Consider the following 25230-nt stretch of genomic DNA (forward strand, 5'->3'; position numbering starts at 1 on the left):
CGTTGCATCGGCAATGGTTGTCCACGTCAGGTTGATTGCTGTTTCTTCCGATGCGGCTTTCAAAACCGGCGTGTTCAACTGTGTTGTTGCACTGACCACGTCACTCCACGCGCCTACACCTGCGGCATTCTTTGAGCGGATGCGGAAGGTGTGATCCGTGTTCGACGCAAGGCCACTCTTTGTATATGCTGTGCCCGTTACAGCCACAACGGTGCCGTCGATTTCCAAATCATAGCCGGTTGCTCCCGTTACAGCTGTCCATTTTAACGCTATGGCTGCATTCGTTACGGTGTTAATGGCTAGACCACTGACCGAGTCAGGCAGTGTAGTTTGTGATTTTACTGCAGTCCAAGCACTAGTATTGTTGCTATTTATAGCACGCACACGGTATTTGTGTACTGTTCCCGCTTTAAGCGCTGTATGCGTGTAGATGGGTTCTGTTATCCCTCCGACAACCACTCCATCTGCCTCAACTTCATAGGAAGTAGCTCCCTCAATTGCTGGCCATACGAGAATAATTTCCTCTTGTGTTGCATTCGTTTGAATAACCGGTGTGCTCATCTGTGTCGTTCCTGTGATAGCCTCACTCCAGCTTCCAGGTCCGCCTGCATTTTTAGGTCTGATTCTAAATGTATATTCGGTATTCGGTGTCAAACCTGTTTTATTGTATGTGGTGCCAGTGACAGCAACGATTGTACCGTCAATCTCCAAGTCATAACCTGTAGCTCCTTTTACTGCATTCCAAGATAATGACAGTTTGTTTAACGTAGCATCCGTTATCTTGAATCCATCTGCACGATCAGGTACGGTCAACTGTTTTACAGTTGCGCTCCAATCGCTCTCATTCGTAGCCGAATAAGCTTTGAGCGTATACGTATGCGTAGAGTTCGCTTCAAGCCCTCCATGCTCATAAGAAGTAACATTACCAAGCTCAAGCGGTGTTCCGTTGTCGATCTGTAATTGGTAACGGTCAGCGTACTCGATCGCATCCCATTGAATTATATTCTTGCCTTCCTCAGCTGTTACTGTCAGAACGGGTTTCTTCAGCAGTGTGGTCAGCGTATAAGGTTCACTCCATTCACCTGTTCCAAGTTTATTCACCCCGCGTACTCTGTAGGTATATGAAGTGTTCGGGGATAATTGAGTGCCGGCATAACCAATACCATAAAACGGCCCTTTAACAGTCCCATTCTCTTCAATCTCATATTGGACAGCCTGTTTAGCAGCAACCCATCCAAGATTGGCCGAAATATCGCTGGCCGAGGCGCTTAAGTTCACCGGAATTTCCGGGGTGGATGTGATTGGAGGATTGATAGCCGATTCCTTCACAAAACTAAAAGATTCTGCTTTTCGGGTGTAATACGGGTTAAGGTTGGAGACAAAATCGACAACAGCACCTGTATCCGCATTAACAACCAGACTAAGCTGAGTCGCTTCGAAGTTTTGCACATATCGCGGCGTTTCATAACCAAAGACATCCACATGAGATATATCCCACTGCCCCACGCTTGTACCGGATTGTCTATATTCCATCACCGTGTAGTAGTGCCAGATTTCTGAAAAATCGATCATGATCGCCTTTTCTACTTTTCCAGCATAAGTAGATGTGTATGTACCGAATGCTACGTTCGTCATTTTTGGAACTGTTGCCGTAACGGCCTGTCTTCGAGAAAATGAATATCCGGACGCGTTCAATTTATATTCTCTTGCCCATCGAAGATCAATTGCTTTTTGATTGACACGAAGATTCCCATCTTGCTCTGTAAGGACATAGTGGTAGTCGTAACTGCTGGAAACTACCCTGTTACTCGTTGCGGCATGTGCCCGGTTCCCCCCGTACACACCAAAATGTCCGAATACCAGCATCAAAACTAGTAAGCGGACAGTCCATAAATAAACAATTTTTTTTCTTTTCCCTGCGACCACTGTTGTTCTCCCCTTCAAAAGATATGTTTGCCCCACTCCTACAATCACCTGTGGTGAACGGCAGAACTATCTATTCTACGAGTTGAAACCAATTCCTCTTTTTTACATGCAAATTTTTTCTTGTAACGCTTTCAATCGAAATATCATCAAACAACTGGACTAATAAATCTCAAATATACAAAAGGACAGTTTTACAAGTATAAAGTTATTAATATTAGAATAAACGTTCTTATAGTACGTACTTCTCCTTATCAGAAGAGGCTACGATCTGGCTAAAGTGAGTGTATAAATTTCCAACGTTACGCTCGCTTTACTTGCGGCATGCAAAATGACATGCCCACAAGCATCTAATGTACTTCCGGTCGTGTAGATGTCATCAATTAAAAGTAATTTAAATGGCTTGCCGTAATTCCTGAGCAGACTGAAATCAAATTCATCAAGCTTGATAGAAAAGGCATGTTTCATCGTCTCGAACCGCTCCGCGCGAGACTTGAAGCTTTGTTTCCCTGTGTTGATCTGGCGTTGCAACAGATCAACACAGGGCAAACCAGCGGTGATGGCAAGCCCTGTTGCCAGCCGCTCCGCCTGATTAAAGCCGCGTTCGGCCAGGCGCTCGTCACTCACGGGCACATACGTGACCGCATCCGGTCGCCATAGCGGCTTCTTGGTATCTTTTTCACATATCAGAGTCAGTTCTTCACTCATCGCTTGAAAAGCTTGAGTTAACATAGCTGTTAATAGCGGGGCGTAGCGCTCATAGCCTCGAAATTTGTACATGCTTATCCAATCTTTCATGAGATCGTTATACTGGACGGCGCTACGATTGCAGAAGAAAGAGCGATGCTGCATATGTGGGCGCACACAGTCAGGGCATCCTACACCACGCCCACAGCGCTGGCAACGGATCGAACGAATCCATGGAATCTGCTGTACACAACGCGGGCATATCCCAGGATAACGTGAGGACAACACCGCACGGGTTCCACAGGTCAAACATGGTGAACCCGGCGGGCCAAGTAACTTATGGAGTTGTCCGCTTAAACGCTGAACACGCTCAAAGAGATGAGAAATATAACTGAACATAAGGCGCTTCTCCTTTCTTAACGAAATAAAGATACGACGTATCAAGCATAAAGTATGTAATACACGTTCGGTTAGCATGTGCGACGAGCACTAGTGCTCTTGTGAAGCAGTGTAATGGTTTTGGTTGAAGGTAGATACTGGCGTAAATCATTGTTCGCATAAACGATTAGTCTACAGTGATCCTTTTCAAGCTCAGCTGATGATGTTGATGTAATGATGACTATGATCTTGGAACTGCCGGTTGCAGGTAACCTTTGCGGCGGGCAATAGCGTTCATTTTGCGGATCTGGGATACAGCTTTCACTTGGGATCGGGTACGGCGGGATGCAGCAAATACGACACGGCCTGCCGGATCATCCAAGGAGCGCCCTGCCCGGCCTGCCATCTGTACAAGCGAAGCCTCGTCGAAAAGTCCGTTGTCTGCATCCAGAATAAACACATCGCTACGCGGGATCGTCACGCCTCGCTCCAAGATGGTGGTTGTCACAAGCAGACGGATGGAGCGTTCCCGAAATGCAATGACTTTGGCGGCCCGCTCCGCATCCTGCGATGAAGTGCCTTCAATTGAGATCGCGGGAAAATTCCGGCGCATCATCTGCACAAAGGCCTCAATCTGGGCGATACGCGTTACAAAAACAAACACCTGAGCATCACGTTGTAAGGAGGTACGAATGCTCTTCACGATGGTAGTTGGAAGTTGTTTGCGTTTGATGCATTGTGCCACAGTAGGCATGTTGATCAGCCGCGGTACAGGTAGCGGATGTCGATGGAAGCGGACAGGTACTTTGGCATGAGCAAGCTTGCCCAAAGCGACCTCACGTTGCAAACGGGTTGGCGGCGTAGCGGACAAATAAATAAAATGCCCCTCCGGTTTGCAACAAGATGCTGCTGCATGGGCCAGCATGGGATCGTTATGATATGGAAACGCGTCAAGTTCGTCGATGATCACCAGATCAAAACCTTGGTAGAAACGCATGAGCTGGTGTGTAGTCGCCAGGGTGAGCTGGGCGTCTTTCCAGCGCTCCGAACTTCCGCCATAGAGCGTTGCGAGCGAGGTGTCCGGGAAAGCTTTGGCAAGGCGCGGAGCCAGCTCCAGCACCACATCCCTGCGCGGCGTAGCGACCAGCGCTCGGCCCCCATGATCCAGTGTGCGCTGGATTAAGGGGAAAATCATCTCGGTCTTGCCGGCCCCGGTCACGGCCCAGAGCAAGAACCGCCCCGGCCCATCCCCTGCGGGCGGCCGGGCCAAAAACGCGAGCGCCGCGGCTGCTGCCGCGCTCTGCGCTGCGCTTAGCCCCCACCGGGCGAGTCCGCCGCCGGTGGGGGCCAGGGCCGTGCCACGCGATGCTTCGCCGCGTGCGGGCACGGCCCCTTGCGCTGCACTGCGTAGCAGCAGCGCACAAGCACGGCTGCGCCCTAGCGCGAGGCATGCCTCGCAGTAGGCGCACGCCGCCAGGCCGCAGGCAGCGCAGGGCACGCGCTGCCGGGCTTCGCTGCCACAGCGGTGGCAGCGGGGCGCGCTTCGCGCGCGGCCGAGCCACGCGAGCCGGCGGCGCGTGGCGGGCCCTTCGAGGGCGGCTGTCATCTGCAGCCGCCCCTGCAAGCGCGCGAGCTGTGCAGCCGCGCGCCAGCCCCCTGGCGGCATGGCGGGCTCCGCCGCCAGCAGCGCCTCGGCCTCGGCCGCCAGTAATTGGCGGCCGCTCATCCGCTCCGCCAGCAGAGCTGCGCACTGCTCCAGCTGAGCCCAATACTCGGCGGGATATGGCTTCGGCATCCCGCCCACCCTAGCTTCAAGCGTAGCCACAGTTCCTCTCCGCGTCCCTATTCCAGTTCCAGTTCCTGTACTTGTCCCTTTACCTCTCCCTTCTTCTAGTCCCGAACACGCTCCCGCCACCATTCCTCTTCGCATCCCTGTTTCTAGTTCTGTACCCTCTCCTATTCCTATTCCCCTTTTATTATTTCCCCCTATGTCCAATCTACTTCCACTCTTCCATCTTCCCGCTTCCGCCTGTTCGGCCAACGCTCTCCTTGCCTCTATTTCACCCGAGAGATGCTCATACAAGTCCAGCTTTGTATTCAAGTAGCTTTGCCACGCCTCCATACGCCACATATCCATGCTACGCTCGGGTACGAATTGATCTACCAGCCACGAAGCCTGACTTAACGGAAGAAGCATGCTTAATACCAACCATTGTTGCACATGCCGTCCACTCATGCCCTCAAGCCACCACATGACATCAACCTGAATGTCGAGAGACATGACCATATCCCACTTTTCCTCCGCCCGGTACACGTAAACCCCAACCTGCATCGCGTCTTCCCTCCCCCTGTTCGTATCCGAAAAATAAAAAAGCACATGCTGACCGACGTCTTCGTCGGAGCATGTGCTTCATGTCCATTCCTTATAACACAAATTTTCTACTCATTAATGTATAAATTTGATCATTTCATCATTTTCTAAAGCGTTTCGAATTTTAGTCTCACCGTATCCCGTTTCCTCAGCTACTGCAAAATAAGTACTTCTTCAAGAGTCCGGCTCCATTCATCCTGAATATTCATATAAATCAAGTATATGGTTTTATTTTCTAATCGTCAATGTAACATTGGCTTCACTCCCGATCCCTTAAAAATTTGGAATTTTTCCTTTGATTATGCGCAACTTTTTCCAGTTTTATTAGTCTATACTTTTAAGTTAAGACTTCTGACTTCAAAATGCTTCTTCAGCGACATCCGAAGTGATAAATCCAGTCTTTAACCATAGATTGCAATAAAACCCATATTCAATTTAAAGGCAGACTTGGCTACAATTACAAAAAAAGATTACAGCATCAAGCTGTAATCTTTCTCATATCGAATCGGCATATCAACGTCTGCAAACGTGTAAAATGTGAGGATTACCTGCACCCGGCTTCATCATTGGACCTACGCAGATCAATGAGGCGATAGTTACCATTCCTCTGCCCGGTATGTTCAAGTTCTGCTGGCACAGCAGGCAGATAAGAAAGCTCCATGCCTTGCCTTTGCATCATCTTCTCAATAATGGTTATCGTCTCTGCTTCTTGTTGCTCGGCGACCACCGTTAATGTAAAGCTCTTGCCACGATATAATAATTCCAGACAAAGTGATCGAATGATGCCTTCAATCCGTCCTACCTGATTGGAAGGAATGAGCAAAATCTGCTCGAAGCCTTCGGACTCCGGGCGGGAAGTATGGCGCTGGTGCATAAGATGAACGGCCATTGCCGCCAGGAAGTATATGAGCAGAATCATAGTCAGATGAGCAACCATGGCAACTGCACCTCCTCGGAAGGTCATGTTCACCCATGGCGAACATCCCTGTATACCGCAGTATATGCAGCGTATTCCGAAGGGTTACAGCCAAACACCCCGTCGGCGCTCGCCTGAACCAATGTTCAGAGCACCCTTACACTGTGTTCATGTACAGTGATAAAGTACATCAACCCGCAAACCAATCCATAGTGGATATGGCGCGAGTAGATACCTGTCAAACAATTATAAGAATTAGAGCGTAACCCAGCCATATTTAATGGAGTTAATAACGGCCTGTGTACGGTCGTCCACTTCCATCTTCTGCAGAATGCTGCTGACATGGTTTTTAACTGTTTTCTCACTGATGAACAAAAATTCACCAATCATCTTGTTGCTCTTACCCTCGGCCATCAATCGTAATACCTCAGCTTCACGACGTGTCAGCGGGTTATTGTCTCCAGCAACAAATTTAACGCCTGCTTCCTTCGAAGCGCCTTCGCTCATCGCACCTGTTTCGTTAAGATACGTCATACGACGAAGTTGCATAATCAGTTTGCCCGTTACTTTAGGATGAATAAATGCATGACCTTCATGAACAGAACGAATCGCGTTGATCAGCGACTCTGCTTCCATATCCTTCAGCAAATATCCGTTGGCTCCTTTACGGAGTGTTTCGAATACATAACTTTCATCATCATGAATGGACAAAATAATAACTTTTACATCCGGGAACAGCTCGCGCAGTTTCTCAGTAGCTTCGACGCCGTTCTCTACAGGCATGTTAATGTCCATCAGAACGATGTCGGGTTTATCCTGATTACAGAATTCGAGCACTTGAATGCCATCGCCACATTCCCCGATGACCTCAATGTCGTCCTCCATATTTAAAATGCGTTTCAAGCCCTCTCGGAACAGCTGATGATCATCAGCCAAGAGAACTTTAATTGATGTTTTTCCAGTATCACGGTTTTCCATCCTGCTACTCCTTTCCCTTATCCACGTTTGTCGGGATATGAATGACTATTTTGGTTCCCTGGTTCTCTGCGGATTCAATCTCTATTCTTCCTTCTAACAGTTCAACCCGTTCTCTCATCCCGATCAGACCGAAGTGGTTGTGATCCTTGCTTTTCTTCGCAAGAAGCTCCGGTTTGAACCCAAGCCCATTGTCCTGAACGACAATTTTGACGAGCTGAGCCTGGTATGTAATTTCTACGACAACATATGTGGGATAAGCATGCTTGGCAGCATTAGACAGACCTTCCTGCACGAGACGATAGATTGCAGCCTCCATTGCAGATGAGAGACGATGTTCCTTACCTCTTGTTTCAAAAAGCGACCGAATTTTTGTTTTTACTTCAAAATCCTGCACATACTTTCGAAGCGTTGGAATCAATCCCAGATCATCCAGTGCCATAGGACGCAGATTGAATATAACTTTTCTCATTTCTTCAAGACTTGAACGAACCTGGCCTTTCAAATCTACTATTTCGGCCTGAACCATCTTAAAATCCTGCTTCATGAGCATTCTTTCTACAATTTCCGTCCTAAGCACTAGATTGGCAAGCATCTGCGCAGGCCCGTCATGAATCTCGCGGGCAATACGTTTCCGCTCTTCCTCCTGGGCCAAAATTATTTTCAAACCAATCATTTGTCGATTCTTGGCAGACTCGATGATCCGGGTCACCTGACCCAGCTCTCCTGACAAGTATTCTAGCACAACGCCCATCTGCGAACCAATCGTCTCGGCACGCTCTACAGAAGCCTCCACATTTTTGGCACGCTTCTGCAGATCATCCCGACGGGCCTTTAGATACATTTCCTTCTCACGATAAATCATCAGATCCAGCTGTAGCTGTGTCGCTTTTTCATACGCCTGCTTGATATCATGCTCCGAATAACGGACAAAGTCACGGCTCACCTCTGTAAGTCGGATCCGGGAACGGCGGTAATTCAGCTCCAATTGATCTACTTTCTCGATCGTTTCCGCCGTTTCCTTCAGCACTGACTTGAGCTCCTCATTAAGCGTCTTCAGCTCATCGCGAGTGGAGTCCATGATTTCAAACATTTGATATTTGCTGTTTTCCATGACTTGTATGGCGTTTTTTATGACGCGGTCTATGGCATCGGCTTGTAAATCCACGTTTGTTCGACTCCATTTCTATCGTTTCCGGTATATATCATACCATATCACGATGAGATGGTAACGGTCTTCGTGTTCTGTTCCCATTTTACAGTCAGCCCAAGTTGCTCGGATACGAGTCTGAGAGGGACTAAAGTCCTACCTCCACTTACGTAAGGTGCAACCGTTGCGCTCTGTCTTTTGCCATTGAGAACAAATTCTTTCTGACCTACCACCAGATCGATCAGTTTGCTGCCGCGGATTACTGTAATCCGCTGATTTTTGCTATCCCAGTTCGCCTGTCCGCCAAAGGCATCCAGTACATGTTTGATCGGTACATACGTAGTTCCATTCTTAAGAACCGGTGTTGCATCAATGGTTTTTGTCGTCCCGTTTACTGTCATAGACTTCTGTCCAAGTACTAGTGAAGCTGTACCCGTAGGCAATCCGACTTCGCTGGATTTGGAAGGCATGGTGAATGCAATGTTGTCGAACGCAACCGTTCCCGTCATCGCACGCTCATCCTGTCCATCTTCCACATTCACGACATACACACGTTTCAGTTTCGCCGGATAAGCGATGTTCAGTCCATTCAGGTCAACATTAACTTTCTTCCATCCATTCCAGTCGATGGCTTTGGCCAGATCGGCATATACCGTTTTGCCTTTAGCATCCGTAAATTCTGCACGTAGCCAGTTCAGGCTCTTGTCACCCATCACATCCATCGACATGGACGTTGCGGCTGCTGATACGTCTCTGCCCGTTGAACCGTTCAGTTGAGCATAAGCATACATTTTACCGGTTCCACCCGTCATATCGTAACTGAGTTGCAGTACCTTTGAGCCTGCCTTCTCAGCGGTTCCTGCCACCACTGAGGCCGCCCCCGTCACCCCTGCTACATTTGTTGTGAAGTTAATCGGATAGTTCGCGTTCTCGAAATTTTCCCAGATCGTCTCGCTCGCTACTGCAGAGAGTACTACCACCGTGCTGTAACCATCATATCGGCCGATTGCATAACCAACCTGTGCTCCATCATTCACAGAGGATACCGTCAGCTGGTCACCTGCCACTTTTCCTTTAAATCCGATGAATTCCCATGTCAGGGAATCGGCTGGTACCGTCACGCTTTGTCCGCTCTTTGTTGTAGCTGTCACTGGAATCGAGACTGTAGTTCCCGCTTGAAGTGAGCCCAGACCAGATCCGGCAGTCAAGGAAGCCAGTTCGTTTCCACCCAGCACCGTCACTTTGATGGAGGAGGACGCTCCGCTACTTGTAGCCGTTAACGTTGCTGTACCCGGCTTCACACCTTTAATCGTTCCGTTGCTGACGCTGACAATGCCGTTATTGCTGGATTTCCAGGTCAATGGAATATTACCTGTCGCAATCGGGTTATAGTACGTATCATACCCTTTCGCAGCATACTTGCCCTCCTGACCTGCGAGCAACGTCTGGTTGCCGCTCACCGCAAAACCTTTCAACTTGCCTTCAGGTGCCGTTGAGAACACTCCAAGTGTATTCACCACTTGACGTTGCTCGGTGCCGTACTCGGTATTAAATGTGAGACTTGCGGATTGTTCGCCAAGTGGACGTGTAACCATTGTCGTCGATCCGCCGCCATCCAGATTCATGCCTTTCCATACCCCGATACTGGTCATAAATGACTGTAATTCGGTCAAAGACAAGCCGCTACTATTCGCGTTTTTCTCGGCTGCAATAATATACACATATCGCCCATCCTGAGAATACCCCACCGCTGTTCTGGCACGTACACCTCCGATTCCCGAAGAAGCTATATCCCGTGAGAAGGAAGCCGCTTTGCCTCCATTGACCAGAATCGTGTGACCGCCAATCATCATTTCCAGATTACTCGGGTCAACCGTCTGTCCTGTCGTTTTGGCAACCAGCTTGTAATCTGCTCCCAGTGTCTGCCCAACAGACAAGTGGCTCATAACCCATGTAGCCGCCGTACCGTGTGCACGCAAAATATAACCGTCTGACGGTACAGTCATATTTAATGCCTTTTTATCCGAAATTTGCGTGATGACATTATTCTGTACGAGCACCTCCGTCGGCGTGGTGGAAGGATCATTTGGACGTTTGGTTGACGTCCATGCAGGTGTATAAATATACATGGAGTTCGCATGGCTGTATGTACCCGCTCCCGTTTCAACCGTATAGTCCTCCTTATTTATCCCACGCAGAGCGAATGTTGAACCATCCTGCGCTCTTACTGTGCCATCGAAAGAATATTCGTCAATCATCGGCTTGCCATCTTTGGTAACGGTGAGGGCGTACATCCCTTTCAGTTCGGATGGTGTAGACACCAATACACCGTCAGAGACTTGACCACCGATCGGTGACATTTCTCCGGATACGTTAAAATAATCCCCGTTCACTGCAGCGACCGCGCCGTTTTCCTTCGCCATACCGCCAGTGCTTTGTTTACTGTTTAATTTATTTCCCTTGCCTGTCATTACATCCAGTTTCACGTATGGATTTTGCAAGTCTACCTGGATCACATCGGCAAGCACATTTACCTTCGAACCTGAACGTGTTGTCGTATATCTGTATTTCATGAGCTTCGCACCCGAAGTCAAAATCTCTTCGCCCAGCTTGCTCGTATCCGTCGATGCCGCCGCGGCTACGGATTGCCACGAAGTCCCTGACCACATCTGTCCACCTGCACTCATCACAGGCGCAATCCAGATGACACCTGCCAGTGTTATAATTGCCCATTTCTTTGCCTTATTGTACTTAACGCCTTCCAGCTGTTTCCCATGTTTCCCCGGCATGTTCGAAACGTCTCTCCCATCTTGTATATCAATCTTAGATATCACACAGATCCTGCCTAGTGACAGTCTCACAGCGTGATCCCTAGCATACCCTTCTATTAATAGACTGTTTTTTGGAGAAAAAGTTACGTTACTCATGAATATTAAGGGCTTTTCTGGTAAAAAAAGACCCAGGTATAGAGTAAACCTCCATACCTGGGAATCATCCTGCATATTACTATTTAAACCTTCATATTTAATGGGTTTGTATCCAGTTCAATATATCTACAGATAACCAATCCGATCCAACATCCGTTTTAACATCACTGCTGCTTGTTCTCTCGTTGCCTTACCCGTAGGCTTGAAGGTCTCATCGAGATACCCTTGGATGATTCCTGTTTGCACGGCTTTGGCTACCGAATCCTTGGCTTTGATCTTGGCTTTATCCTTAAATACCTTGAGCGTATCCTCTGCCTTTTCCTGAAGTGCCGGAGGCTGGCCTACAAAATTCATTGCATTGACCAACATAATTGCCATCTGTTCACGCGTGACCGGGCTGTTTGGCTGGAACTTCCCCTTGCCCACCCCTTGAATAATCTTTGCCTTCACTGCAGCGCCGATATATCCATTGGTCTCAGGTTTTCTGCCAAGATCCGTAAATGGTGCTGCAGAAGCATCCGGCTTGAGCCCCAATCCTCTTGCAACAAGTTCAGCAAACTCGGAACGAGTGATATTGGTTCTGGTATTATACTTGTCCAGATTATCTGAAGTGATAATCCATTTGGAAGCGAGTTCCGTTAATGCTTCCCTGGACCAGTCTGATGCCTTAGGGAAGCTGACCAGATGGGTGATCGGTGCAATCACGCGGTTTCCATCCAACAAGCCACGTGCTACGATCCCTGTCGAAGAGGTCCGGTAAGCCGTCGGTATATACGATAACGATTGTGAGTTGGGGTCAATCGCTGTCAAGGTCGTTAACAGTGTAGATGTGTTTCCAGGCAACTTGGTTATATATTGACTTTTAATATTCTGCTCTACACTTTTCCCCGTGTTGCCATTAAAGAGTGTAACAAAGGTTTCTGTTGCTTCTCCCAAACTCTGGGCATTGGATCTGGATAACATAAAGTCCATAGCACCTGCTGAAAGTCTTGGCACAGATTCCATCTGTACGTACATGGTTGCGGTTCCTGGAGCAGTCGTAATTCCTGCACTTTGTCCCATCGATACAAAATTGAGGTCTGCAAGAGGAACCATCCATACATTGTCTTTATATTTGACGCCGATCGTACCCGTACGATATTTCCCTGCCAGTTGGGAGAGCTTATGGAATGGAATGCCCACATAGGCTGCTTCACTTGTTGTTGGGACCTCAAATATGATCGGTTGATTCAACTTAAAGCTGTTCGAGGCATAATTGAACGCCTGTTCAAGTTTATTTTCATCCAATGTGTACTGCTGTGTTGTACGGTTATAACGAGATGCTGCCGTTTTGGCTGTTGCTGCATCTGTACCCAGAATTAACATGCTCTGAGCAAAACCGGAGTTATTTGCGTTACGTTCCGTAAGCCAGACTGGGAGTCCTAACGATGTGTTATCCGTTGGCGTTGTACTCGCTGTCTTCTCTTGCAACGTTAATGGTCCGAACGCAGCCACTTCTGTATTCAAAGCATCTCTAAGCTGAACACCGCCTGGGGTGTACGTCACTGTAGCAACCTGTCCGGCCTGAGCAGCTTTAGAGAGTTTAACCGTCACAACAGATCCGTTAACCGAGGCGGAGCTAACCGGAACGATTTCATTGCCGGACTGTACTTTGAATTGTGAGGGAGTCAGTACAGCTTCTGATTTTAATGCGTTTCGGAAGTTAATCTGGACCGTATCTCCCTGCAGAATACCGGACAGAATTGTACCGTTCCCGAAGGTCTGTGTCACAGGTACAAGATCCAGCAAAGCGGCTTGATTGTTAGCCATATCCGTCAAGCGAGAGGTTCCCGGTACATAAGATAACGTCACCACTTGCGTACTTGTCACGGGTGTTGTCAGCGTTAGTGTTACCAGATCATCATCAATGTCCACATTGTTAACAAAGATCGCTTTTCCGTCTGCCAGTACCGAGTATTGATTGTTCATCGGTTTGTTTAACCGGCTTAGCGGCTCATTGTAATACATCCACAGCTTATTAGCATTAACTTCAGCCTTCTGGAATACAGGGGGCTTTGAATCATTACTGTTCCGCACATAGAAACCGCTGAAACCTGCAAGCGGCTGCCCGCGGCTGTCTTTTACAGGTTGTTCACCTGGCTGATACGATACTCGCACCACCTCACCATTGCTAATTGAAGAACTAAGGTTCAACGTAACTTGTGAGCTAGTGTTGGTTGAGACGCTTTTTACGCCAATATTTTTGTCGTCGGCAGTAACACTGAACTGTTTATACGCATCGCTGGAGTTGATATATACCGTCTCCGGGTAGTAGAGAACGATGCTGTTTGTATATGCCACACCTTCACGAGGCTTGGACATGATCGAGTCCAGTCCATTCTCTACATCTCTTGCCGAGAAAGAAGCTGCTGGATTCAGGGACAAGTCCTGAATTCTACGTGTAGTTGTCGCCGGGACGGTATAGGCTACTTTAACAACTTGTCCTACAGCGACACCTGTATCCAGCACAACATACACGCTATCCCCTGAAACATAGGCCGTACTTACACTGCGATTTTCTCCATTGACCGTCACTGCAAAGCTGGAAGGCAACAGGTCAAACGTAGATAACCATTCATCATACGTCAAACGAATAATCGTATTGCTATACATTTTTGCTGCTTTAAGCACTGGTGGTGTCGTGTCAGCAGACAAGGTTCTGAACGTCCACGAGGTTGTGCCGTTTAAACCTGTGAACAGATTACCGGAACGATCGCGGAACACGTTACCTGGGATGTCTACCGTATACGTCGTGTTACTCGTCAGGCTGGATTGTGGAATGATACGCAATTGACGGTTGTTGGAGCTGTTAATCATCGTTGTTGCGTTCACCGTACCCCCGTTTGAACTTCTCAGGATGGCTTGAGCGGAATAATTGGTATCCAATTCTTTGGTGAAGGTTACGTTTAGTTCCGTCGTAAGAGCTATACCTGTTGCTCCATTTGCTGGAGACAAAGAAGCCACTGTGATAGCCGATGGATCAGAGATCACACTGAATCCCCAGTCGATTCGCTGGATCGCAGCCGTGTCATTGCCAAGCGCATCACGGAAAAAACCTTCAGGTATAGCTATGTATATGGTGCTATTATTTGCCCAGTTTCGAACAGGGTCAATCGTCACAATGGTTTGTGAAGTATTGAAACTAATTTGCGAAGAATTCGCGTCCACCTCTTCAAACAATTCATTCCCTTGATAAATCTGCAGCTTCCCTGTACCTCTAGACATCGCTTGATCAAAGGTCAATGTGAGATTTGCTGAAGGCGATACGCCCGTAGATGCCGTTTGCGGTGTTCGATTCAGCAGTTTGGCCTGATTTACAGCAGCTACATGGAACGTCCACTCCTTATCCAGTCCTTCAAAAAAAGTCTGACCATCCGCATACACAAAAGATCGATTGCCAATGGAAACATACAAGTTACCGCCTGGTAAAGTCGGGAACGATGGCAAATTTGCGATAATAGTAATCTCTTTTCCCAGCGTTGGGTCACTCATATCATCTGGTGTAATACTTACAAACGAGCTGTCGACAGCGATATCAGCCACTACCGAATTATCCGATAATCGGCGGACCAAAATCCGATCTTGCGTATTCTCCACTTTTCTCACCGGTTTGGTAAATTCAATCTTCAGCTGCTGCGTTCCATCCGCCTGTGTTGCGTTTAACAGCGGAAATGTCGCGCTGATCCCTTTCGTGGACAGATCTCCTGCGGCATAAGCGGTATTTCCACCTGTCCAGCCGACTAGCAAACCCTGTGTCATTAACGTAACAATTAATAGTGTAATCCATCCCTTACGGGCCCAATTCTTCACATACACCCATCCTTTCCCCTCAATCCTTAGTCCTTATGTCTGATATACAGACCTCTATATGTATGTCGGCCACAGAAGGAATATCTTTTAGTTATTTGGGTATATATTACATTTTATTTATAACTTATCGGGCTTACTTGTTTTAAGATTACTGGGCTAGAAGAGTCTATTATTTAATAAGATTATCAGGAATTTCATCATAGAAAAGCCCTCATTACGTTGTTAACCGAGACTTTACAAGTCAAACATTAACAAGAGATGAGGACATTTATTAAGGTTATGCAGTTCCTTAACTTATTTACGTCTTAAAAATAACAGGATATCAATAATTAAACCAATCAGAAACCAACCGATATATACCAGATATGCTCCCTCGAATGGTGAAAACCAAGAAATCAGACTGAATTTCAAAGTACCATAACGAAAAAACGTATACAAAATAATAAGTATAAGTGGCAACATCCATAAAGAGATGGATCGTATAGAAAAGAATTGTTTCATTTTAATCACATATCTCCTTTATACTCCAGCACATGCAAAGGCAAATGCCCCTCCACATAGAATATCACATCCTACCCCTACTGCAGGATTTACAACATGCCAAATGCCACAATACGAGATACATGCGAAAACCCCCGTTAGACTACAAGCAAAGCTTTTTCCATTAAAATTAAAGTCATTCGCGGAGTAATCCATGCCATTACCAACCAAATAATTCTTGTAATCAAAGATTAGACTGAAATTTTGATCTTCATCGATATGAACTACACTTAAATCAATCATATCTTTACTTTTGAGATCTACCCACGCTGACTGTGTTATAAGTTCTCCAGTAGACTTATTTTCCAAAACTACGTATTTAACAGCAATTTGTTCATATGTTACACTATTTATCTGGACGTTTTTGAATCCTTTATACATTTCAGCATTAAGGAGTAACGAATATTCATCATAATTAAATTTCTCTAATTCATTATTATACTGTTTAAGCTTCTGATCCAATAAAGAGTCCACATAAAGTCTATCTCTGCTAGAAAGGGAATCTATGATCTCAACCCCTTCAGCTTTCAACTTCTCTCTAATCTCTTGAATACTTAAATTGCCACTTTTAGAACATTGACAGTCGCCCGACTCTGCTTTAACAGTGAATTCTCCTCCAACAAATAACAAAACCAAACTAAAAATAACAGATAGATTAATCAATTTCTTAAACAATGAAAACAACCTCCTTCGTAATTTGGATTACAAATCATGATGTTTACATATGTAAGTAATAACTAAATACCCTCAAATTCCATAATATACATTATTTATGTTATTTTAAAAAAATGAGTTTGTAAACCTTTTCTTTATATCTCAATATCCGTTAAGCACAAAAAAGCTCCTGGTTCCTAAACGGAACCAGGAGCTTTATGTTTGCCTGAGCGTATTACAAACCCGCTTGTGTTTTCAACAGTTCTGCTTTGTCCACTTGTTCCCAAGGTACATCGAGATCTGTACGGCCAAAGTGACCGTAAGCAGCCGTTTGTCTGTAGATCGGACGACGCAGATCCAGCATACGGATGATACCAGCTGGACGAAGGTCGAAGTTGTTGCGTACCAGCTCCACCAGCTTCTCTTCGCTGACTTTGCCTGTTCCGTATGTGTCCACGTTAATGGATACCGGATTAGCTACACCAATCGCGTAAGCGAGTTGAATCTCCACTTTGTCGGCCAGACCCGCAGCAACCAGGTTCTTCGCCACATAACGAGCGGCATAAGCTGCAGAACGGTCTACTTTTGTCGGATCTTTACCTGAGAACGCACCACCGCCATGACGTGCATAACCACCATATGTATCCACAATGATTTTACGTCCAGTCAGTCCTGCATCCCCTTGAGGTCCGCCAATAACGAAACGGCCTGTAGGGTTAATGAAGTATTTCGTCTGCGCATCCAGCAACTCTGCTGGAACAACAGGCAGGATGACCTGCTCTTTGATGTCTTTCTGGATTTGTTCCAGTGTTGTCTCTTCCGCATGCTGCGTGGACACGACGATTGTATCCACACGTACCGGCTTGTCACCGTCGTATTCAATTGTCACTTGTGTCTTACCATCTGGACGAAGGTAATCCAGCGTACCGTTCTTGCGTACTTCCGCCAGGCGGCGTGCAATACGGTGTGACAATGCAATTGGCAAAGGCATAAGTTCTGGTGTTTCGTTCGTTGCAAAACCAAACATCAAACCTTGGTCACCTGCACCAATGTTCTCTGTTTCACGTGCCATTTGCTCTGGATCACGATGCTCCAGTGCGGCATTAACACCTTGTGCAATATCAGCGGACTGTTCATTGAGTGATGTCAGTACCGCACATGTATTATAATCAAAACCGTACTTGGCACGAGTGTACCCAATTTCTTTTACTGTATTCCGTACAATTGCCGGAATGTCCACATATTCAGACGCAGAGCTGATCTCACCAATAACAAGCACAAGACCTGTTGCTACCGAAACTTCGCACGCTACTCGAGCGTTTGGATCGTTCGCAAGAAACGCGTCCAATACGGCGTCCGAGATCTGATCGCAGATTTTATCCGGATGTCCTTCGGTTACAGACTCTGATGTAAATAGATGTCGGCCTTTAATAGACATGAAGTTTCAACCTCCCATAACTATAGTATGGCGATTGCCCGAACAAAACATAACGGCGATTCGTTCACTATACCCTCGATGAAGCTTACAGTATAATAAGGACACTGATCCGCAATAACGAAGACAAGGATTTTTCAGGTAATTGCCTCAACAAAAAATCAACCTTTCCCTAGTGGAAAGGTTGCATACCTCAACTTTCATCTTATCGTATTTGTCAAGTGGTGTCAATTATAGCGCGTTACTTATAAGTTCTAGAGGTGCTGTTCTGCCTGGCGAATCAAGCGTTTCGTAATCTCTCCACCGACCGATCCATTCTCCCTGGATGTGAGATGTCCCCAGCCTTTATACTGCCCGTATGAATGATCACTGATCGCTCCAAGCTCTCCGCCAAACTCCGTATCTGCACCAACCAAACTTCCACGCCCACCATATCCAACATTCAAACCAAACTCGGCAGCAATTTCATACTTCATCTGATCGAGCATTTGACGACTTTCCGGTACGACCTTCTTATTACTTCTAGCCATTGTTCCTGCACCTCCGTTTGTGGGTTGTCTACAGGTATAGAGTGAGCAGGAACTTGCCCGGCTAGCCGTATTAATGATTGTTAGAACTGGTTAATCTGAGCAATAAGAAGCAATGAATAGGAATAATAACACATCGGATTGCACAACCTATTTCAACGTATATCCACCGCGTACCATGACGGTTAAGCTATATTTGTTACCATCCAGAACCGTAATGCCACGTCCGTCCCTTGGAAAAGAAAGCAGGTGATTGGTCGGCGCAGCCTGTCCATTCGTCAGGTCTACCCCGTCCGTCAGATCGGCTACACCATTCGTACCCTCACTGACGATCACAGCTTTACCGCTACGTACAATGAACTCCGCGCCAGATTTGCCTAGTAGCTGTTGACCTGGCTTAACGGTTACAATTTCCACGGCATCGGTTGCACCCGATACCAGCGGCGGCAACCCCGGATCAGTGCTTGATCCGCCTGTGTTGCCTGTTCCCGTTGATCCATTGTTGCCAGTGGACGCGCCTGGACTTGTAGTAGCTCCGCCACCCAGCGCTTTTGCAATCTGCTGATCCACATAACTCTTCGTTACCACCGGATCATCTGCGGTTCCCGGTTGACTCGTGCCCGCACCAATGGCTGTATCGTTATATACCGCCCCGATCCACACGCCAACACCAATCGCCAGTGCAGCCAAAGAGACTTTCATATAAGGTTTCATCTGTAATTTGTTCCTCCTCTGGTAATCTATTAACTTTAACTATAGAGAAAAAGGTAAGATGGGACAAGTAAAACCTCGCTCCCCTGCATAGGGAAGCGAGGTTTTCTGTTTATGAATATCAAATCGACCGTAACCAAATCATTTTCTTTAGTAACTATAATACCAGTTTTTATCTTTTCAAATTGAACTCTTTACAAGTTATTCTGACGTATTTGTAGGTTCTTCCTTCGGCAGCTTCGTGAGGTCATATCCGTAGGTCTGCTCCGCCAGACGTAAACGCTGTCCTTGGAATTGATCATCCAGACTCAGACGATATGAACCTCCGCGCAGTTTCTCGAAGAAGCTATCTTCAATACTCCATGTCAGGGTTTGATTTTTGCCAACCTTAATGTCCGTTCCCAATGTCAATTCTTTCTCATAGGATTTACCAGCTTGATCCGTAAGTGTGAGAATCAGTTTATGTTCATTCTCAGCCATCTCTGTCTCTTCGTTACGAGTAAGTGTATAATTCATTTCAATCTGTACAGACGTACTGCCTGCGAGATAAGCACGCACACTATTCGCTGTCAAATTATACGGGTAGAGATCAATGTTGCTGAGGGACCCTAGTACATTAATGGAGACTGGCGGCACTTCGAATGACATAGCATTAACATAAGCCGAGGCTTCTCCTTCACCCGTTACAAATTTACCATCGGCGACTCCTTCACCTACAACCAGCTTCAAGTCAGAAAACGTAATGGACTTCGGTAATTTGGCCCAGAATGTCACAATGGATTTCTGACCAGGTCCTGGCAGACGCTCCGATTGTTTCGCTGTGGCTCTATAGAACTGACCATCTGCTGTTTTATAATAACCAACCAGTTTACCTAGACCGTTCTGACGCAGCGATTTATTGGTCATCTCAAATTCGGTATACACAATATCCGACGATGCCCCTGGATAACGAATTGTTCTGCGAGCACCCATTTCCGTCTCTTTATCCCCCGAACCGGATGTGTATGTTTTGCCCTGGGCAACAAAAGATACAGGTTGAATGAGTCCAGAAGTATTCAGTGTAATCCATTCATTGGTTTCTTCTTCGCTCACTTTCTCGTTCAAACTGAGTTCCAGACGAGACATCCGTAGATCCGATGGGATTTTAGTTAACAGATAAGCTTCAGTTGTCATACCTGCGCCTAACAGTTTGCCGGATTGCGTGTAAATTAACTTTTTATCTCCATCGATTTGAGCCGAATCTATTGTAAACATCGCTTCCAGTTCAGGAAGTTGTACCGTTTTGGTTGATGCATTGCGAATCGTTACCTTTGCGGCAATAATATCGCTATCCAACCACGGCAGACGTTGTAACGAACCGATTGATACGCCAAATGTACCTTTATTGTTTTTGATGACGGTTTCTGTAGTCAGAGCATCTCCGCCAGATGGTGATTCAGGCAAAGTATAGACCCCAACCGGATAAGAGAAGACCAATCCGTTCGCAGGAGTTGCCGTTGTCGTATCCGTGCCCTCGGTCTTATCCTTAGGGCTCATCACATACAACTTCATCTTGCTCGTGTCTCCATCCCCTTGGAATATTCCACTCAGCTTAATCGTTTTGATATCGCCTGGGTTTAATTTCAAATTATCCAACGCTTTCGTCTCAATCGGATTAATCGTTCCATCGGCTGTACGTACTTCGAAGGAATACGTTGGTACCTTGATGGCCTTTTTCCCTTCGTTTTTGAGTACCATCTGCATGTTCAACGTATATTCCTCATCTTCTACACGCACTCTGGATGAGCTCAGCAACGTCGAGAGAGGCTGTCCATCAATCGAAATAATATTCGCCTGATTTGCCGTTACTTCAACATTGCTTTTACTTGCCTCAGGCAGTTGCAGAGCGGCCACAGGAAGCACACTTTTCTCTTCACCCTGCTCTTCGACAAGCAGCAACTCAGACTTTTGCAGTTTTACCGATGTAGGAAGAGAAGCCATCAGACCAAGAGACTTGTTCGCCTGTGCTTGAATACTCACCGTAGCACTGTCTTTATCTGGCGTTAACGGGTAATTAGCTCCACCTGGTGTACGCAAAATCCACTTGATATTTGGATTCTCCAATAATTTATAACTAATATTGTTTAAATTCACACCAATTTTCACATACTGATTCTTATCTTCACCTGGATAGACTTTGATACCAGCGACTTTAACTTTTACGGCAGAGTCACTTAGACGAACCGTCTTCGGTTTGCCTATAGGTGTAATAATGCTATAAGAGGCGGGCACATTAAACTTGCCCAGTGTTCGCTCATAATTGGCTTGACTGAAATCCCATTTCACGATGAGGAAGTTCAGGTCACTGATCTTTACTTCACGACCCGCTTTCATCACATAAGTCAGATCTACCGTCGAACCAGGCGAGATTGATTTCTTCTCCTGATCCTTTGCAATCAGTTTAGGGGAGAACACTGTGCCTCCATTTGTCTTCACCTTGCTCCAGTAATCAATCATCATCAGAGGTTTACTGTCATTATTCTGATACGATAGCGTATATGTTACGATGTTACCATCATCCTGAGCCAGAATGTTCACATCTGTTAATCTTACAGTGCTTCGTGCAGTCACTTTAACAGGGGCCAGGTTCCCCAAGGTATGTACAACCTGTTTTTTCGGTGTAGTCGTTTTCTTCGTTGCTTTACTATTGCTACTGTTGGCAGTTGATTTCGTTGTTGTATTGGCAGCCATCACTGTACCAACCGTTGAACTGATCAACATCGCACTTGCGAGCAAGCTCACAACCATTTTCTTTTGATCCACTTCCAAACCTCCCATATGTTGCTTCTTGCTTTATAGTATAAACGTTTGAAGAGGAAAGAAAGTTACGATGTTGTTGTGAAATATCAATAACTACCTAAAATAATAAAAAAGTGGCCTAGAGAAAATTCTCTAGACCACTCTTCATATTGTGCGATAGATTATTGAGTTCTAACTGCACCTTTAGCTGCGATTACGTTACCTTGAGTATCTTGGATATATTTAGCATTATCCTTGATTTCGATAGAGTAACCATTTGCACTACCTTTAGTGTCAACAATCTCAACGATGAAGTGAGCAGGCGTAGTTGCAGTTGCATCAACTACTTGAACTACATTGTATTTGAAATCAGATTGACCAGTATTTGCAGGTACTTCTTTGTTATCCGACAAGCGAGTTACAATAAGATCTTGAGCATACAATCCAACAAGAGCGGATGTACTATCCAAGTTCTCTGTTACATTTACAGTAACACTGTAAGTGGAATTAGTAACTGATGTAGCATAAATATTTTGGTTAGCCGCAACTTCAGGTTTAACTTCATCTTTGATTCCAGAAGAAATCACAATTGGTGTTTGGCTGTTGAATGTAATTTCATTCTGAGCAGCACCGATGAATTTAGTACCATCAAATGATACAGACAAACCTGCTGGAGAGTAAACATCACGATCCAATTTGATTGTTACTGTATCTGTATCATTAGCAACAACATCAGTTACACCGTATCCATCTACTTTAACTGAATTTTTGTTAACAACACGAGAAACAGATTGATTCACTTTAACTTTGATTTCACGCTTAGCTGTAAGGGAAGCAGTATTTCCTGCATCGTTATAGTTTTCAAGACTGATATAACGGTATGTTGCAAGATCCAATACTGTGTTAAATCCAGCCAAGTAGTTACCTGCTACGTCTTTAACTCCTTGTACTCTAACTTTTGTAAGCAGAGTAGAAGTTACATCTTGACCTCCGATAGTTACAGGCAATTCAATTACAACTGCTTTACCGTCTTGTGTTACTGACAGATAAGCATCGCTAGGCAAACCAATTTCTTTGTTATCAAAAGTCAAAGAGTAATTTGCACGATTCAACAAGGATTCTGGATCCATTTTTTCGTCAAATACGATAACTGCGCGACGATTGTTGTCAGAAACATTGAAGGAAACGGAAGCAACTTTAGGAGCTGTAGTATCACCTACATTAAATGTAGTTGTGTAATCCAGCATTACGTTACCCAGAACCGTTGCGTCTTTAACACCAGCAATATTCAAAGTGTTAGTACCTTCTGGAAGATCCGAGAAGAAATTAACCAACAAAATGTTTTTAGTCGTAGAATCTTTGAAAACTACATTGGAGATTTGACGAACTTTACCGTCTTTATCTTTAACAGTGATCAATTTCAGGAAATCTTGACTAGCAAGTGGTTTGCTGAATGTCAAAGCTAATTGATTTTTAGTTCCAGTTGTTACACGTGCATCCAGAACTTGCGGACGCTCTGTATCAATTTCAGCTTTAACCAGCTTGGATGTTTGAGTAATTTCGTTACCAGAGAAGTCTTTTACTTTCTCTACGAAAATTGTAGTTTCGTAAGAAGGAAGAGCTTTATCAGTATCGAAGTAGAACTCATATTTGTTAGCAGACAATCTCACTACTCTGCTAGGAGTAATTTTGGAATCGCCACGTTTGTGGTAAACGTTAGCTTTATCCAGTGTAGAATCATCGATATCTTCACTGAATGTAACAGTCAGTTTTTCCAAAGTTGCAGTAGCTTCTGCGATTGTTGGAGCAGTAGTATCTTCAACAACAGAGAATTTGTGATCGGATTTCAAAGATTTGAAACCTGCGAAATCTTCAACGCCAGTTACTGTCAGAGTGTGTTCACCAACACTCAGTGCAGAGCTGGATTTCAGAATCACTTCACGACCTTCAACATTTGGAGAGCTGTAGAAACCTTGACCATCAACTTGGAAGTTGTTAGTGTAGGATTGTTTTACAGGCTCGCTGAAGATGATTTTGATTGCTTTAGTTCCCAAACCAGTTACACTTACAACTTCAGGAAGCTTGTTGTCTACTGGAGTAAACTCAACATTGCTTGCTTCAATTGTTCTAGTACCAGCTTTAACGCCAGTAACAGTTACAGTGTATTTTTGTTGGTTTTTGAAAGATTGATCTTGATCCAAAGTCAGAACTACTTCATTTGCGGAAGCGCTCAATACTGCGGATTTAACAGTCAGATTAGCATTCAATCTGTAGTTATCTTTCAATTCTGCAGTTGCTTTATCAACTTTACCGTCAAATTTAACAGTAACTTCTTTCAAGTTGTCAGCAGATGCGGATTGCACTTTAGTTGCTTCTGTTACTACATAAGTAACTTTTTCAGTGAATTGCTTTTCTTTGTAAGTGAATTTCACTTCAGTTTCTTTGTTAGCTTCAAGAGCTTTATCCAAAGTTACTTTAACGGATTCACCATCGCTGATTTTGAAAGTAACAACTTTACCAGCTTCACTTACTTCGTAAGAAGAAACTTTCAAGCTTTGAGCTTGATCCACTGCATAAGCTGCACCTACCAGCAATTGGCGGGAAGCGTTAGCTGTGAAGTTAGCGTTAGCATCTACCAGACCAGCGTTGATTGCTGCTTGAACGTCTTTTTTAGCCCATTCTGGAGCGCTGTTGTTTGTTTCAGCAGGAACTTCCAGGTCAAGCGCACGAGTAAGGATCGTCGCCATTTCAGCGATTGTCACTTTACCGTTGAAGTCAAAGATTTTTTTAGTTGTGTCTTTACCTTGCATGATACCCGCAGCAGTTACTGCTTCGATGTAAGGTACAGCCCAGTTTTTAGCGTTATAGTTTTTGTCAGTGTATGACAATTGACCAGTAACTTCTTTCAAACCGAGCAATTTAGTGATAACTTTTGCGAATTGACCGCGAGTCATCTCTTGATCCAATCCAGCTGTACCGTTAGGGAAGCCTTCGAAGATACCTTTTGCTTTCAATGCATCAAATTGTTGTTGCGGGGAAACTGCTGTATCACCGAATGCTACAGAAGCAAACATTGAGAATGCCATTGCTGTAGACAATGCTACGGATAAAATTTTCTTCATAACCTTTTTTTCTCCTCCTTGGGTGTTCATAACATTTAAATTTTCTTTAATAGGGTCGCTCGTGTTCCTCATATATTGTTGCACCCCCTTTCCAGAGTTCTGAGCAAGTTAATATAAATGATGTCTGTGAGCATATCACAGAAACTTGTTACCTAGAATAATAATAGAATCACACGTAAATAGAGTAGTTTCCTAATCCTACCTTACGTATTATACAATGGGTCTCTCGTGCCGTAAAGCAATTTTTTCTAATAAATAGACAAGATTCTTCACGAGGTCATTCTTGG

General features: G+C 45.4%; 13 protein-coding genes and 1 pseudogene. All 14 read right to left on the reverse strand.

Going from position 1 to position 25230, the window contains the following annotated elements; genetic code table 11:
* The coding region (locus tag Q9R46_RS17215) for a fibronectin type III domain-containing protein (protein WP_311281062.1) at positions 1–1926 on the reverse strand (1926 nt) is incomplete at its 3' end.
* 261 nt (positions 1927–2187) lie between these two features.
* On the reverse strand, positions 2188–2703 hold the full coding sequence (locus Q9R46_RS17220; RefSeq protein WP_311281063.1) for a ComF family protein: 516 nt from the start codon (positions 2701–2703) through the stop codon (positions 2188–2190).
* A gap of 526 nt (positions 2704–3229) precedes the next feature.
* A pseudogene (locus tag Q9R46_RS28605) lies at positions 3230–4720 on the reverse strand (helicase-related protein); the annotation flags it as partial.
* A gap of 1183 nt (positions 4721–5903) precedes the next feature.
* Positions 5904–6296, reverse strand: a complete 393-nt coding sequence (locus Q9R46_RS17230; protein ID WP_145334497.1) for a hypothetical protein — start codon at positions 6294–6296, stop codon at positions 5904–5906.
* Between the two features lie 234 nt (positions 6297–6530).
* Positions 6531–7253, reverse strand: a complete 723-nt coding sequence (locus Q9R46_RS17235) for a response regulator transcription factor (RefSeq protein ID WP_063567747.1) — start codon at positions 7251–7253, stop codon at positions 6531–6533.
* A gap of 4 nt (positions 7254–7257) precedes the next feature.
* Positions 7258–8418: a sensor histidine kinase gene (locus Q9R46_RS17240; RefSeq protein WP_090922925.1), complete on the reverse strand. Its 1161-nt coding sequence runs from the start codon at positions 8416–8418 to the stop codon at positions 7258–7260.
* 47 nt (positions 8419–8465) lie between these two features.
* The gene (locus Q9R46_RS17245) at positions 8466–11189 is read right to left on the reverse strand and encodes a stalk domain-containing protein (RefSeq protein ID WP_311281065.1); all 2724 of its coding nucleotides are present in this window, start codon (positions 11187–11189) and stop codon (positions 8466–8468) included.
* 264 nt (positions 11190–11453) lie between these two features.
* A complete protein-coding gene (locus Q9R46_RS17250; RefSeq protein WP_311281066.1) occupies positions 11454–15176 on the reverse strand; it encodes a SwmB domain-containing protein in 3723 nt (1240 codons plus the stop codon).
* A gap of 519 nt (positions 15177–15695) precedes the next feature.
* A complete protein-coding gene (locus Q9R46_RS17255; protein ID WP_311281067.1) occupies positions 15696–16391 on the reverse strand; it encodes a putative immunity/bacteriocin fusion bifunctional protein in 696 nt (231 codons plus the stop codon).
* 214 nt (positions 16392–16605) lie between these two features.
* Positions 16606–17808: a methionine adenosyltransferase gene (gene metK / locus Q9R46_RS17260; RefSeq protein WP_311281068.1), complete on the reverse strand. Its 1203-nt coding sequence runs from the start codon at positions 17806–17808 to the stop codon at positions 16606–16608.
* Between the two features lie 251 nt (positions 17809–18059).
* Positions 18060–18335 carry an alpha/beta-type small acid-soluble spore protein gene (locus Q9R46_RS17265; protein ID WP_145334487.1) on the reverse strand — a complete coding sequence of 92 codons (276 nt, stop codon included), beginning with the start codon at positions 18333–18335 and terminating at the stop codon, positions 18060–18062.
* Between the two features lie 147 nt (positions 18336–18482).
* Entirely contained in the window at positions 18483–19046 is a 564-nt protein-coding gene (locus Q9R46_RS17270) for a hypothetical protein (RefSeq protein ID WP_251509508.1), read from the reverse strand.
* A gap of 198 nt (positions 19047–19244) precedes the next feature.
* Positions 19245–21845, reverse strand: a complete 2601-nt coding sequence (locus tag Q9R46_RS17275) for a hypothetical protein (RefSeq protein WP_311281069.1) — start codon at positions 21843–21845, stop codon at positions 19245–19247.
* A gap of 158 nt (positions 21846–22003) precedes the next feature.
* Complete coding sequence (locus Q9R46_RS17280; RefSeq protein ID WP_311281070.1) at positions 22004–25015, reverse strand: S-layer homology domain-containing protein; 3012 nt, start codon at positions 25013–25015, stop codon at positions 22004–22006.
* Positions 25016–25230: the final 215 nt, after the last annotated feature.

This window comes from Paenibacillus sp. RRE4, from assembly GCF_031844205.1.
Taxonomy (GTDB): Bacteria; Bacillota; Bacilli; order Paenibacillales; family Paenibacillaceae; genus Paenibacillus; species Paenibacillus xylanexedens_B.

What these genes read in the sequence shown, in the direction of transcription:
- Q9R46_RS17220 (WP_311281063.1), bottom strand. Translation starts at nt 2,703, where the DNA reads ATGTACAAATTTCGAGGCTATGAGCGCTACGCCCCGCTATTAACAGCT.
- Q9R46_RS17230 (WP_145334497.1), bottom strand. Translation starts at nt 6,296, where the DNA reads ATGGTTGCTCATCTGACTATGATTCTGCTCATATACTTCCTGGCGGCA.
- Q9R46_RS17235 (WP_063567747.1), bottom strand. Translation starts at nt 7,253, where the DNA reads ATGGAAAACCGTGATACTGGAAAAACATCAATTAAAGTTCTCTTGGCT.
- Q9R46_RS17245 (WP_311281065.1), bottom strand. Translation starts at nt 11,189, where the DNA reads ATGCCGGGGAAACATGGGAAACAGCTGGAAGGCGTTAAGTACAATAAG.
- metK (WP_311281068.1), bottom strand. Translation starts at nt 17,808, where the DNA reads ATGTCTATTAAAGGCCGACATCTATTTACATCAGAGTCTGTAACCGAA.
- Q9R46_RS17265 (WP_145334487.1), bottom strand. Translation starts at nt 18,335, where the DNA reads ATGGCTAGAAGTAATAAGAAGGTCGTACCGGAAAGTCGTCAAATGCTC.
- Q9R46_RS17270 (WP_251509508.1), bottom strand. Translation starts at nt 19,046, where the DNA reads ATGAAACCTTATATGAAAGTCTCTTTGGCTGCACTGGCGATTGGTGTT.
- Q9R46_RS17280 (WP_311281070.1), bottom strand. Translation starts at nt 25,015, where the DNA reads ATGAGGAACACGAGCGACCCTATTAAAGAAAATTTAAATGTTATGAAC.